At 34.6% G+C, this 14,908-nt stretch carries 9 protein-coding genes; 3 read left to right on the forward strand and 6 right to left on the reverse strand.

Features of this window, described 5'->3' with window-relative positions:
* Nucleotides 1-290: 290 nt before the first annotated feature.
* Both EG814_RS11055 and EG814_RS11060 read left to right on the forward strand, forming a co-directional pair.
* Nucleotides 291-2,684, forward strand: a complete 2,394-nt coding sequence (locus EG814_RS11055) for a TonB-dependent receptor (RefSeq protein WP_125721849.1) — start codon at nucleotides 291-293, stop codon at nucleotides 2,682-2,684.
* Nucleotides 2,685-2,722: 38 nt separating this feature from the next.
* Nucleotides 2,723-4,051, forward strand: a complete 1,329-nt coding sequence (locus tag EG814_RS11060; protein WP_125721851.1) for a hypothetical protein — start codon at nucleotides 2,723-2,725, stop codon at nucleotides 4,049-4,051.
* Nucleotides 4,052-4,321: 270 nt separating this feature from the next.
* Here the strand turns inward: EG814_RS11060 and EG814_RS11065 are convergent, their stop codons facing one another.
* Nucleotides 4,322-5,197 (reverse strand): NmrA family NAD(P)-binding protein, encoded by an 876-nt coding sequence (locus EG814_RS11065; RefSeq protein ID WP_125721853.1) that lies wholly within the window; start codon nucleotides 5,195-5,197, stop codon nucleotides 4,322-4,324.
* 81 nt (nucleotides 5,198-5,278) lie between these two features.
* On the opposite strand from EG814_RS11065, the gene EG814_RS11070 reads away from it, so the two are divergent.
* Nucleotides 5,279-5,644, forward strand: coding sequence for a winged helix-turn-helix transcriptional regulator (locus EG814_RS11070; protein WP_125721855.1), 366 nt, complete (start codon nucleotides 5,279-5,281; stop codon nucleotides 5,642-5,644).
* 118 nt (nucleotides 5,645-5,762) lie between these two features.
* Here EG814_RS11070 and EG814_RS11075 read toward each other — a convergent pair whose 3' ends face one another.
* From EG814_RS11075 to EG814_RS11095, 5 genes are all read right to left on the reverse strand, one after another.
* Nucleotides 5,763-6,698, reverse strand: coding sequence for a T9SS type A sorting domain-containing protein (locus EG814_RS11075; RefSeq protein WP_125721857.1), 936 nt, complete (start codon nucleotides 6,696-6,698; stop codon nucleotides 5,763-5,765).
* 615 nt (nucleotides 6,699-7,313) lie between these two features.
* Nucleotides 7,314-8,279, reverse strand: a complete 966-nt coding sequence (locus tag EG814_RS11080; RefSeq protein ID WP_235830958.1) for a M20/M25/M40 family metallo-hydrolase — start codon at nucleotides 8,277-8,279, stop codon at nucleotides 7,314-7,316.
* 245 nt (nucleotides 8,280-8,524) lie between these two features.
* Nucleotides 8,525-9,571: a sialidase family protein gene (locus EG814_RS11085; protein ID WP_125721859.1), complete on the reverse strand. Its 1,047-nt coding sequence runs from the start codon at nucleotides 9,569-9,571 to the stop codon at nucleotides 8,525-8,527.
* A gap of 437 nt (nucleotides 9,572-10,008) precedes the next feature.
* Complete coding sequence (locus EG814_RS11090) at nucleotides 10,009-11,595, reverse strand: SusD/RagB family nutrient-binding outer membrane lipoprotein (protein ID WP_125721861.1); 1,587 nt, start codon at nucleotides 11,593-11,595, stop codon at nucleotides 10,009-10,011.
* Nucleotides 11,596-11,611: 16 nt separating this feature from the next.
* Nucleotides 11,612-14,698, reverse strand: a complete 3,087-nt coding sequence (locus EG814_RS11095; RefSeq protein WP_125721863.1) for a SusC/RagA family TonB-linked outer membrane protein — start codon at nucleotides 14,696-14,698, stop codon at nucleotides 11,612-11,614.
* Nucleotides 14,699-14,908: the final 210 nt, after the last annotated feature.

Below are 14,908 nucleotides of genomic sequence, written 5' to 3' on the forward strand. Positions count from 1 at the left end.
CCTTTTTCATTTTTCCTTAAGATAACGTCCAGCTAAAGCTTGAGGCAACTCATTATAAAATTTGCGCCTCCGCGACTTTGCGAGATTAAAATATTTGCTTTGCGAGTATCCGACTTAGCTCTTTGCTGTTAAAACTATAAGTTATCTTATATGACTTAGATAGTTTCAAAAAATTAACATTAAAACAACATTAGAATCAACAACACAATTCTAATAATCTTCTAATATGTTTATTTAGATTAAATTTAAATTATCACATAAGTTTGCAGCACTTTTATTCGCAGACTATAATGAGATTAATTCTACTTCTATTTTTTATTACGATTACAAGCTGGTCACAAACCGGAACTATTTCGGGAAAAGTTTCTTACAGCCAAAACGAATTGGCTTATGGATCAACAGTTTCCATCAGAGGAACTCAAAAATACGCGATTGTTGACGACAGTGGGCGTTTTGAAATAAAAGGCGTTAAATACGGAGAATACATTTTGGAAACGTCTTCTATGGAAGCGCAAAAGAAAACGACTAAAGTTACTCTTAACAAAGCAAACTTAGAGATTTCTATTTTACTTCAACGAAACGATGCCAAATCATTAAATGAGGTTTTGGTGCAGAAAAAGACATTTAAAAAAGAAATTATTGAGCAGGGATTTGCCGTGAACGTTATTGAAACAGAGGAAGCTGCAAAGAGAAATCTTCAAACTAATGATTTACTGGATCGCTCCGGCGGTGTTCGTGTAAGACAAAATGGAGGATTGGGATCTAGTGTTGTTTATAATATTAACGGAATGTCTGGAGCTGCGATTAAAATTTTTATAGATGGTGTTCCTATTCAAACTTATGGTAGTTCTTTTAGTTTAAATAGTATCCCACCTGCTTTAATTGAGCGAATCGAGGTTTTTAAAGGTGTCGTTCCTGCTTATTTGTCAGATGATTCACTTGGAGGTGCTATTAACGTGGTACTGAAAAAAGGAGCCAGAAATACTTTGAATGCTTCTGTTTCTTATGGTTCTTTTAATACCATTCAGTCAAATATCAGTACTTCTTACAGAAATGAAAAAGGCTTTACAGTAAAGGCAAACGCTTTTCAGAATTATTCGGATAATGATTATGAAGTTTGGGGACGATGGGTTTATAACATTGCACCAAACGGACGCTACGAATACATTCGTGCCAAAAGATTCGAGAGCATGTATCGCTCTATCGGAGGAAGATTTGAAGCAGGTTACACCAATGTGGACTGGGCAGATACTTTTTTAATCAGTTATAATGGTTCGCAGGATTATAGTCAGATTCAGCATGGACAGTATATGACCAAACCGTATAAAGGACGTTTTAGTGAAGCCGCAGCTAATGTTTACAGTCTGAACTACAACAAGAAAGATTTCCTGATTAAGAAATTGGATCTTTCTGTAATTGCAACATACAGTCATAGAAATGACGTAATCAATGATACCGTAAAATGGAACTACAACTGGAATGGCGAAAAAGCTTTAGGATTATACGGAGATCCTGTTAAGACTATTGGTGGCGCTCAGCAAGGTGCGCCAACGGTGAATCATTTAACTTCTAATATTTTTAATACTAGAGCAGGATTAAGTTATTCGCTTTCTGATAATCATAAAATTATGGTGAATAGTATGACGTATGCCATTATCCGAAATGAAAGAGATGAAATGAAATCTGAACTGGAAAGAAATTTTGATGTAAGACGTAATTTAAATAAAGTAGTTTCTTCTCTGGCTTATGAAATGAAAGCTTTTGAATCTCGTTTGCATGCTAATATTTTCTTCAAAAATTATTCTTTAAAAACCAATCAGCGTGAACCTTTGATTGAAAACGTTGGCGGTCAGGCTACTATTAAAGAAGTTTTAAGTTCGGTAACTACAAACGATAACGGCTACGGATTTGCAACTTCGTACTTTGTTGTGCCAAAAGCAATGTTAATGGTTTCGGCAGAAAAAGCAATCAGGCTTCCGTCTGAGAATGAAATCTTCGGTTTTCCCGGGGAAAATATAATCGGGAACAGCAGCTTAAAACCTGAATATAGCAACAATATAAATGCAGGATTTAGATTTGGACCTTACATTATGCAAAAGCATAAATTGACTATTTCCGGAAATGGTTTTTGGAGAAATACTAAAGATAAAATTGTTCGTCAGATTAGTGATCGTATAAATGAAGCTGTTCAGTCTTCGCCATTTATCAATTTAGGAAGTGCACAATCTGTTGGTTTTGAAGCTTCTTTTCAATATTCATATAACGAAAGATTTTTTGCAGGAATGAATATTTCAAAGTTTAATACGCTTTTTAAAGATCAATACGATAAAAACGGAAACACGCTTCCGTATTTCAATCAGCAATTGCCAAACGAGCCCTATTTCACCATTAATGGAAATATGCAGTATAATTTAAAGAATGTAATTCAAAATAAGTCAGAACTTAATTTGTATTACAACTGCAATTATGTAACGCCATTTTATACTTCGTGGCTAGAAATTGACAGAACAACAGCGCAATTTCCGCAGGATTTGGGACTGAGTTATGTTTTTCCGGACAAAAAATTCATTGTCAGTTTTGATGCCCGAAATATTCTCGACGAGGAGGTTTACGACAATTTTGCCGCTCAAAAACCCGGAAGAGCTTTTTATTTAAAATTAAACTATACACTTAATAAATTTTAATCAATTCAATAAATAACTAATTTTTTAAATCAGATACAATGAAAAACACTTTTAAACTATTTGCTTTCAGCTTGGCTCTAAGTTCGTTGGCATTGACATCGTGTAGCAGCGATGATAACAAAAATGAAAATACAGAACCTGTAAACCCAGTAACAGACGGAAGATGGATTACTGTTGCGGGGGCTTTAATGCAGACTGAACCTGGTGACGGAAACGGTGGAACTAGAGTTTTTGCTATTAGTAAAGAAAATGCAATTGATCCAAATTTTTCTGTAAATGTTTATGATCAGGGAATGGCTGTTCAGTCAAACAGAACGGCTCGTTTGCAATCTTCTGTAGACGGAAATACACTTTTTAATATTACGTATACGGGTGCAAACGGGGGAGAATTTATGACGTATCAGGTAACGGGTGCAAATAAATTTGTAGAATCTGCAGCAAAAGTTAATATTTCTCAATACGCAGGAACTTCACCAAGATGGGTAAAACTTTTCGACGGAGATAAAACAGGAGTTGCTGTAAACGTTTCTTCTCCAATTGTAAATACAAACGAAGACAAAACATACAAATACACCAGAGGAACTGCAACTGTATTGTCTTTAGACATGAAGCAAACTCTAATTTCTGCATTCAAACAATATGAAATTCCGTTAAGCACTGAAGAAGAAGCTCAAGGACACCATATTTTCCGTCTAGATGCTCCAACACTTAACAAAGCAGGAAACAAATTAATCATTGGAACTTGGATGCGTAAAACAGATCCTACAACAGGACAAAATGCATCATCTTTCACACGTTTAGGTTCAAAATCTGTTATTGTTGATTATCCTTCGTTAGAAAATCCTGTAGTTATTACTTCAAAAGTTGGTTTTGGTGATACAAGCGGATATAGAAGTTTTAACAGTTTTGTAGCTACAGATGGTAATATCTACCAAGCTACTCAAAGAGATGCTCAAAAAGGTTCTTATATTTTAAGAATTGGTCAAAATAATCAATACGATGACAATTATGTATTTAGTTTAGATACTGCATTGGGAGTAAAAGGAAGCTACATCGATGCTTGGAGATATGCTGGAAATGGAATTGCTTATGCTGTATATACTTTTGAAGGAACTGATCAAGGTTATTTGGCTAGATTGGATTTGAATACAAGAACAGCTACAAAAGTGGAAGGAATTGATTACGATGCCGATTTAGATTTCGGACAATACCAAGGTTTTGTTGTTGATGGAAACAATTTCTACATTGCAGTAACACCAGTTGGAAAAGATGGTAACATTTATGTAATTGATATTCCTTCTGGAAAAGTTACTAAAGGTGCTAAATTGCTAAACAAACCAGGAAACCATTACATTGGGGTATTCTAAAAAAATAAGATTGTGAAGAACAATCTCTAAATTTCATTCATTGATTTTTTTTTTAATTGAACATTCCGCTTCTATTTATAGTAAGCGGAATGTTTTTTTTTATTAAGTGAGTTTAGTCTACAAACATAGATTTTTTTATGTGAAAGCATAAGAAGAAATAAATAATTTCACGTGTCTGCTATGTGCATTTAAACAAGTGAAACGCCTTTTTTTCTTTTAAATCCCGATAGCTATCGGGAATGTTTCTATGTGTTTAAAATATTTAAAGCACTAAAATTTTGAAGCAAATTCTTTTGCAAAATCTTCCAATTTGATTTTACCATTTGCCTTTCCATCATTGTTTAAGAAATCTGCAGCTATGGTTTCGTTTCTTAAACCCGTTCCCATTTCGGTATATAGACCTGCCATTTCTTCTGCAACACCAGCTTGCGTCATTCCGCCAAAATATTGTTCGTCTGTAAATTCAACCCACGGAAGTTCTGGTTTGCCAATGGCAGATCCAAACGCTTTTACAATTTCTGAAGGTGTTTTTACATCACTAATAATATAGCGAATATTTTGCCCTTCTTGAGTCTTTTGTAATTCTTCTGCGGCAGCTGTAGCAATATCTTCTGGATGCACTAATGGAATGCGGTTTGAAGCCGGAAAATTGGCTCCCATGATCCCCGCTCCTTTTATCATCGGGATATCATTAAAGAAATTGAAATAGAAATATCCCGCTCTTAAAAACGTAATAGAATTATCTAATTTCTCGTAAATCTTCTCAATATTATACAAACCTGCAATTGGCCCGTTTCCTGCTGGCAAATCGGCTCCAATACTGCTTAGCATTACTACTCTCTTAATGTTGGCGTTTTGGATTGCTTTCGCGAAAGCGGCACCAGCATCTGTAGTATTTTGAATAATATTGACACCACCCATATTAGGAGGAGTCATCGCAAAAAGAGCGTCTGCACCAGCAAAAGTTTGAGAAAGAAAATCGGCATCGCTAACTGATCCGACTGCTGCTTTTGCTCCCAAATTTTCAATTGCCTCTTTTCGATCTGCATTACTGCTGATAACTGTTACGTCGTGTCCTGACTGTACTAATTGTGCCGTTAATGGCTTTCCTATGTTTCCTAATGAACCTGAAATTATAATTTTCATCTTAAAATGTTTTTTTATTTAACAAGACAAAGGTATATTTGTACTTACTTTTATACAAGTACTTACCCTAAAGTATGTATTATGACCGCAATTAAAGAATCGTCTACAATTCAGGAAAACAAGCAGTATGCGTTGGAAAAATGTCCTGTAACTTTTGTTATGGAGAAAATTGGAGGCTACTGGAAACCTATCATTTTATATCATTTATCGACTGGAGATAAACGCTACAGCGAATTGAAAAGAGCTATTCCTGCTGTTACAGAAAAAATGCTTATTCAGCATTTAAAACAATTAGAAGCAGACGGATTGGTTATTCGCGAAGCAAAACCTGTCGTACCGCCATTTGTAACGTACAAATTAAGCAATGCAGGAACTGGTTTATTGCCCGTTATTGATGCAATGGCAGCATGGGCTTTTAAAGTCAAAGACGGCGTCTATACTATTTGATAGACACCGCCTTCAACAAAAAAACTAATCTCTTAATGAATTTAAATCAAAAACAAAAAACAGCCTTAAGGCTGTTTTTCTGCGCTTATTATTATAAATCGATTAAACATTCAAAAAATTAATCTTTAATAATTTTCCCTTCCTGCTTAAAACCATTTGCGTCTGTAATAACATACACATATATCCCTTTAGTAAAATTCTCAACATTAATTTGAGAAGTTATTTTAGCATCTTTAATCATTTTTTTGCCTTTTGAATCAAACAAGGAAATATTATATTTTTCTAAGTTTTCACCTGTAAAGTTTAACACTGATGTTGTCGGATTAGGAGAAACAATAATCGCAAACGTGCTATTAGATTCAGTTTCTTCAATAGCACTAGCTGTTCTTTCAGGACTTGGACCTGTATAACATGTTGTACAGCCATTAAAAGTAGACGATAAAATACCGCTAATCGGTTTCACAAAACAAAAAACAGTATTGTTTGATGCGAAATTGACAATAATTGAAGTTGATGTACCATCTGTAAATCCTATTTGTGCAGTATAATTTTTTGCTCTACAAATAGCATTATTTGAAGACAAATAAAATGTAGCACAATATAGATCGCAATTAGTAGAAAAATTATATGTTATACAACCGCTGCCGCCAGAAGGAGTAGTACATTTTATAGGAATTTCGAAACGCATTCCGTTCGCGAATCCTTCGGCCACAGAATTGCAACAGTTATTTAAAGTAGTCACAAATTCGGTATTTGTAGAATTCATACTTCCTACTGAATAAGTATCACATTCTCCATTTAATTCTCCAGTAACAAAACGCGGACTAACACTCGTTCCTGCTGACGAAATTTTAATTTTAATTGGAGTATTTAATGGTGCTCCAGCTCCAGAACTACTTATAAATCCTCCTGACAAATTTATGTTATGTTCATAATAAATAACAGTACCTGCCACATTACTAACAGTCAATGTTGAGCCACTTGATGTAGCTTGACTATTTCCTTTAAATGTTGACAGAAATAAAAAAACAATTAAAAAAGTAAAATTTTTCATAATAATTTATTTTTACATACCTACCTTCAGTCAGTTTAGGGTCGCTGTTTCGGTTTTTCCGACCAAAATTTAAACTATTAATTCTGCGATTTAGTTAATTAGATAAACAATTCATGCTTTATAAATCAACTTGTTGCAATTTCATTAACAGTATATTATTTAAAGATTTGACAGGTTATTAAGGTGCATTCACTTTAGGATTTATCCCATATAATATTTCGGGATTGAGATGTGAAATAACAAAAAAGAAATAAGTAAAGTTTCTGCATAAGCTTTTTTATAATATCATTAGAGTCATTATAAATATGTTACGAATATAGTTTAATGAAATATTATTTCTATACGGGAATCCGTAAAGTCAGATTTTTTTCTAATTTCAACCTAAACTTCAAAAAAAATGATCATTATTAATCATCTTTAGATTTTTTTTTACAGACAATTTTTCCATTTTAAGGTGCCATAAAGCTAATACAGCTACTTTTAAAATGAGAAACGGTGTCTATAACATTAAATAGACACCGTCTTTTCTAACAACAAAAACTAATTAACTTAACTTTTTATGTAAAATTGAACAAGCTTGAATTTCACTAGTTACCTTAATTTATAATGCTTTGTTTAGTTTTGCTTAATAAAAACCAAATCCTGATCGTAATTTGCGATTGCTGTTAATGCATTAAAAATATATTTTGAGACTAATGCACCGCCTTCAAAATTGATTAAATCGAAATCGTCTTCGGGTGTATGGTATTGCGGATGTCCGCCTGTATGAAAACCAACTGCTGAAATCGATTCTTTGTAAAAAGAAACATGATCGGAACCGCCAACGTCTCCTGCATGTATAACAGGGTTTAATCCGCTGTTTTCTTGGAGTTTTTTCATTAACTCTACTCCGTTAGGAAAAGTTCCTGCACCGCCCATATAAAGCTCTTTTTTATCATTTAATCTTCCGACCATATCCATATTGAGCATTACTTTTACGGCTTCTTTGGCAACTGGAAGATGATTCACAAAATATTTTGAACCTACTAATCCTTCTTCTTCTCCGCTGAACGAAATAAAAATGATGCTTCGTTTTGGTTTTACTTTCATCTTAGAAACTTCTTCTAAAATGCACAGTAAAGCCGAAACTCCAGAAGCGTTATCATCTGCTCCGTTATGAATAGCAAAAGCTTCTTTCTTTTTACTTCCAGAACCTGGTCCGCCCCAACCCCAGTGATCGTAGTGCGCACCGATTACGATGTATTCGTTTTTTAATTTCGGATCTGAGCCTTCAACATAACCCACAACATTTTGTGTCGACACGCTATCCGATTTCATTTTGTTGATTCCTTCTTTTATAAAAACTTTAAAAGGCTGATAATAGGAACTTCCTAATTCTTTCAGACCATATTTTTTGAAGTGCTTCTGAATATAAGCTGCTGCTTTATTATTCTGTTTTGTACCTGGAAAACGCCCTTCCATTTTATCAGACGATAAATGCTTGTCGTGTTTATAAAATGTCTGAGCCATATTTTGAGCATTTGAAGTTGTGCTCAAAAAAAAGAAACTTACCAGAATAATGATGTTTTTTAAAACTTTCATATTTCGTAATCTAAAAATTTAGGACGTGGATAAAACGGATTTACTTCGTAAAGACGCTGATGAAAACGGATTTTTTTGTTTCACGCAGATTTAATAAATTCTTTTTTATTTAATTTTAAAAAGAATCTGCGCTTTCTGCTAAAATCTTTTTTTAATCTGCGTGAAACAAAAAATAAAAAAAATCCGTTTTCATCAGCGTCTTCGCGAAAGCGAATCTGCGTCATCAGCGTCCCATTTGCAAATTGTTATAAACTAAGCTCAAAAACGGTATGTTTAATATATTTTCGATCGTAAGTATATAAAACATGTATTCTTTTGTCTTCGGTTTGGATTATGGCCGGATAACTGAACTCTCCTTTTTCTTGTTTTTCAAGATCGAATAGTCTGCTCCATCTTAAACCGTCTCGAGAATATTCAACATCTAAAACATTTCGTCCGTTAAACCAGTCTTTACCCATTGGCAAAGGATTATTTACTAGTAGAAATGTGCTTCTATTAACAGTCAAAGCATCAATACCCGAATTCGAATTGATGACATTGATGGTATTTGTACGAATCCAGCTTTTGCCATTGTCACCCGACCAACTAGAAACTATTTTGTTGTGTTTGCTTCGAGATAACATCTGAATATCGGTAGCACTATGAATTAAAAATGTTGACTGAATAATATCGAAATTTTTCTCATTTTCAACTGCGATTTTTTTCCAAGAATCTGTTGCCTCAGTATATTCTTCAACATGTACACGCCATTCATCTGTGTTAACGCTTTCTGTGCTGCTTCCGCATAAAATTACGCCAGGTGTAGTTTCGATTGGTTTGTTTCGAATTGGACCTAAAATTCCGTCTGGAAGATATTTCGGTTCTCCCCAGGTTGTTCCGTTATCTTTCGAAACAATCATAGCGCCAAACCATTCTCTCGGATTTTTTCCAATTTTATAAAACAAATACAAATTCTGGCTTTTACTTTTAAACAAAACCGGATTCCAGCAAGGAAGTGTGTCTCCGTTCTTAATCAACGGCTGAATGAGCATTTTAGGTGCCGACCACTTTTTGTCTTGATAAGCCGAAATATAAATTCCGACATCTTTTGCACCTTCATATTTTCCGCCAAACCAAGCTGCTAAAATTTCGTTTGGTTTGTATTCTACTAAAGTCGATGCGTGACTTGCTGGCGTTGCAGGCGGATCTGCAATATAACTGCTTTCTATATTAACTGCTTTTTGTGCGCTTATAGTATTGCATAAAATAATCGCAGCAAAGGCGGTTATATAATTTTTTAATTTGAAATTCATTTTTATTGATGTGAATTTTTATTCTAAATGTTATTTGTGAAATGTTATCTGTGAAATGTTATTTGTTAAATGGGAAATGCAAAATGATAAAATAAGATAATAAAAAATAACGAGATGTTTAGTCCCTACGGGACAAATAATTGCGTTTATAATTTTAAACCTACCGATATTGTATCTCTACGAGATAGTTTTAACGCTTAAATTTTATCTTCTACCTCCTAACCATTAACCCTTAACTTCTAACCCTTAACTCCTAACCCTTAACTCCTAACCCTTAACTCCTAACCCTTAACTCCTAACCCTTAACCCTTAACCCTTAACCCTTAACTCCTAACTTAACATACATTAAACTAAAACTTTTGAAAAAAGCAAAAGGAGAGTTACCTCTCCTTCTGCTCAAGTAACAAATCTTTTGATTTTTTACTTTACCAAATTAATTATTTTACGTCCCACCAAAGTTTAGTTCCCCCTGTATCAGGACCGCCTAATTTGGCAACTCCGCCATCAACAGCAGCTTTGTTTGATGAGTATTCATTTGTAGTATAGATAATTCTTTTCATTAAAGATTTACCAACACCAGCATCTGGATTATCAGTATTCAATATTGGATAGATTACTTTAGCATCGCTTCTACGTAAATCTGCCCAAGCCTCCCAAGATTCTGGGAAAATTGCTAAGTACTTTTGAACCGCAATTTGAGTTCTTTGATCAGCAGTAGATGCAGACCAAGCCACTGGCAATTTAACTGGAATATCTTGTAAATCTAAAGTTGGATATAATGTTAAAATGTTTGGCAACGTAGGTAAACTTGTTCCGTTGATGTAAGCATTAACCACAGCAGGTTCAGTGAATCCCCATTGTGCAAGAGATAATCTAATTCCTGTTTCGTATAATGTTTTAGCATCTCCGCCCATATTCCATCCGTTTAAAGCTCCTTCTGCTCTACTTAAGTAATTTTCAGAAGCCATAAAGATTTCGATGTTTTTAGTTTCACTACGTGTATTAGCAGAACCGTTACCTAATTCATCATTATTAAATTTAGAGAATTCAGTAGCACCAAATTGATCTTCTAAACCTCCAACTGGATTTCCTCTATAAACTCCTGTAGTGATTGGGGCAAACCATTTTGATAAACGTGGATCTTGGTATCCTACTAAAATACTTTCCATAGAAGAAGTCATTACATAACCCCAGCTATTTACAATCATGTTTAAGTTGTTCGGAGTAATATTACTTGCTTTAAAGAATGCATTTTGATCGTTTGTCTGCATAACTCCTGCAGCAACTGCCGCTTCTGCTTGAGTTTTTGCTTTTGCAGGTTCCTTGTCAGAAATTCTCAAAGCCAAACGTAATCTCATACTGTTTCCAAAAACTCTCCATCTGTCAACACTTCCTGCGTAAACTCTATCGTTTGGAGCAAGTGATGCAACTGAAGTTACTGAAGAAGAAGATAACGTAGCGTTTGCCTCATCTAACAATTTAAAGAAATCTTCGTAAATAAATTCTACACTATCATAAGCAACAGATTCTTTTCCGTTACCTGCTTCTGTGTACGGAATTGGCCCGTAAGCATCAACCATTTGGTTGTACATAAAAACTTTCCAGATTTTTAAGATTGCAGTAGCTTCTGCGTTTCCTTCAGATGCTTTGAAAGCATTTGTTAAAGCTGGAGCTGCAACTGTGTAAAATCTTGTCCATCCTCTACCTTCGTATCCGTTAACGAAAGCATTTCTTTCTGTTCCGTATCCGCAGTTTAGGTAGTGAATAAAAGTTGAAGATAAAATACCCGTTGCGATACCCCAAGTACCTTGATCATCTACACCTGGTGATGAGTAAGATCCATTATGAATACCTGCATACAATGCAGATGCAAATGCAGGCCCCGCTAAAGTAGCATCTAACTGATCTTCAGTCAATGAATTCGGATCTTTGTTTATTTCATCAAAGTCGCCTGTGCAGCTTGATAAAACAGAAACTGCCATTAATGCAACTCCTAATGTTTTTATTTTAAAACTATATTTCATGTTGTCTTTTTTTTAATTAAAATCCAAATTTCACATTTACTCCATAATCTCTTGTAGAAGGAATGTTGAAAGATTCTATCCCTTGTAGGTTACCTGTACCCGCACCTGCTTCTGGATCAAAGTGTTCTGCTTTGTTTAAGAAGAAGAATAAGTTTCTACCCACTAAAGAAAAGTCAATGCTTGAAAATCCTGAATCACCTAATATACGTTTTGGCAATGAATAACCAAAAACAAGCTCTCTTAATCTAATGTTTGTTGCATCATAAATAAATGGCTCAGCAATAGGAGTTCTTTGTCCAATAGCAGTCCAATATTGCTCTGCATTGATGCTTGTTGTATTTGGAGAATACGTACCGTTTCCGTTAGCAACAACACCATCAACAATGATTCCACCATTTCTTCCTGCAAGTGTAATATCGCTTACCCCAAGACCAGCTTGTCTAGCCTGAGTGTATGAAATAACTTCACCACCAATTCGGAAATCAACTAAGAAACTTAAAGAAAAATCTTTGTATTTGAAATTGTTTTTGAAACCACCTGTCCAATCAGGGTTAAAGTTACCTGCACGAACATCAAAACCATTTGTTGCCAATGGAATACCAGCGTTATTTACGATGATGTTTCCTGAAGGATCTCTTTGGAAACCTTTAATATATAAATCTCCGTATTCACCACCCACAACAACTTTACTTCTTACCAAACGTCCTTCACCAAGAACTAATTCATCTCTTCCATCATAAATAGATTTTACTTTAGACTTATAAGATGCGTAGTTTGCTGTAATATCCCAAGTAAAGTTTTCTGTTTGAATTGGAGTTGCTGTCAGCGTAAGCTCGATACCTTTATTTTCAATATCTCCACCGTTAACGATTGCTCTAGAATATCCAGATGGTTCAGGTGTATTGATGTAGAAAATTTGGTTATTTGTTAATGTATTGAAATAAGTAAAATCTAAACCTAAACGGTTGTTGAAAAATCTAACATCTGCACCAAATTCTGTTGAAGAAGAAATCTCAGGCTTTAAGTTTGGATTTGCTTTTGTACTTTGGCCGTACAACATACCACCATTTCCTCCAATGTAAGAGAATCTCTGTTGTGTCTGATAAGGATCTGTATCGTTACCAACTTCAGCATATGAACCTCTAATTTTCGCAAAACTGATTACTTCAGGTAATGTAAACATATCTGAAAGAACCGCAGAAAGTCCGAAAGATGGGTAGAAATAATCTGTTGGCAAAGTAGAAGACCAGTCATTTCTAGCTGTTACATCTAAGAATAAATAGTTTCTGAAACCTAATTGACCAAATGCGTAAACAGAGTTGATTCTTTTTTCTGAAGCTGTAGAAGTAGATTGAATTGTCTGAACATTAGATAATGCAAAGTAGTTTCTCTTACTTAATACACCACCAGAACCTAATCCTGAACTGTTTTGTTGTAAAGCATTTGCACCAGCATTAAGTCCAACAGCAAAATCTCCAAATTTTTCATTGTAAGAAAGCAAAGCATCAACGTTTAATTCGCTAACTGTTTCATAAGATTCGCTATATGAACCCATATTACTGTTGAATGCATTTGTAGCGTATCTATTTCTTACATTTTTGTTTGTCATTTGGTCTAAACCAGCTCTACCTTGTAAACTTAATGTACTAGTCATCTGATATTTAAGAGACGCTAAACCAATAAATCTGTTTCTTTTGTCTGTACGAGCATCATCTCTTAAAGCAGACCAGAATGGGTTTCCTCCAGGAGCTCCAGTTTCGTCAAGGAAATAGTTTACTTGTCTTTGACCAGCTGCATCAAAATATTCGAAATCTTTGTAATCATTGTAAGCAATACTACGAGGCAATAAGTAAGCAGATGTTCCGATAGATTCTTCACCTGTTCTTAATAAGTTATCGATATCTTGAACGATGTAGTTTGTTTTTACATCTAATGATAATTTATCAGTGATTTTGCTCGTTAATCTTAAGTTCATATTATGTCTATCCATTTGGTTTCCACCAACAATACCTTCAGCACGTGTGTTAGTATAAGAGAAATAACCCTGAGCTTTTTCGTTACCAGCAGTAACTGTCAAAGTATTAGCTAAGTTATAGCCCGTTTTATAGAAATCAATAACGTTGTTTGGCTGTGGAGCATAGCTTTGTGTTGCTGGTCCAGTATAATTTGGGTTACGAACCAACTGCCAAGCAGAAACCTGACGTCCGTCTAAAGGTGCTCCCCAACTTGAACTTGAATTAGAAATATAATTTCCGCTTGTACCTTGACCGTACTCGTTTTGTAAGTTCATCAAATTATAAGCAGAAGACGCCATAAAGTTAGATGATAACGAAACAGTAGTTTTTCCAGATTTTCCAGATTTTGTTGTAATTACAATTACACCGTTTGATGCTCTAGAACCGTAAAGAGCTGCAGCAGATGGTCCTTTAAGAACTGTCATCGAAGCAATATCTTCTGGATTAATGTTTGAGATACCATCAGGTTGTGTAGTTCCTCCTGTATCAATATCAGGATTAGTTGTTGTTGTACCATTACTAATTGGCACACCATCTACTACATAAAGAGGCTGGTTGTTTCCGTTAAGAGATCTGTTACCTCTTAAAGTAATTCTAGAAGAAGAACCAACACCATTTGAAGTCGTAGAGAAATTAAGACCTGCAACTTTACCAGAAAGTGAGTTAGCAACGTTTAATGATCTTGCTTCCGAAAGTTCGTCTACAGAAACGTTTTGTGCAGAATACGTAATTGCTTTTTTCTCTCTCTTAATACCAAGAGCAGTAACAACTACTTCTCCTAACTGCTGTGTGTCTGCACCTAAAGCTACGTTAATTGTAGTTTGAGATCCAACAGCTACTTCTTTTGTAGCAGATCCTACATAAGTAAAAACTAAAACTGCTGATTGATTTGGAACCACAATCGCATACTTACCGTCAAAATCGGTTGAAGCACTTGTTTTAGTTCCTTTAACAATAATATTTGCTCCAGGAATTGGAATTCCGCTTTGAGCATCTGTTATCGTTCCTTTTACTGTGGTTTGCGCTTCTAGGTTTTGAAAACCAAAAAGGCATATGACCAACAGTAATTTTAGTACGCTTTTAATCATATTAGTTGTTTTTTTAGAGTTAATAACATGTTAAACTTAAGAATACATTTTGTTAACGAATCATAATTTCGACAAATGACAATTTTGAAAAGGTGTTGGTGAATCTTTAGTCCAAAAATGAAAGAAAACGTTTTCATTTGTAATCCTAGTCTTGTTTATTTACAAGACCTAAACCCCAAATAATTTAGAGATTTAAGCCTTTTATGATTG

The organism is Flavobacterium ustbae, from assembly GCF_003946915.1.
Taxonomy (GTDB): Bacteria; Bacteroidota; Bacteroidia; order Flavobacteriales; family Flavobacteriaceae; genus Flavobacterium; species Flavobacterium ustbae.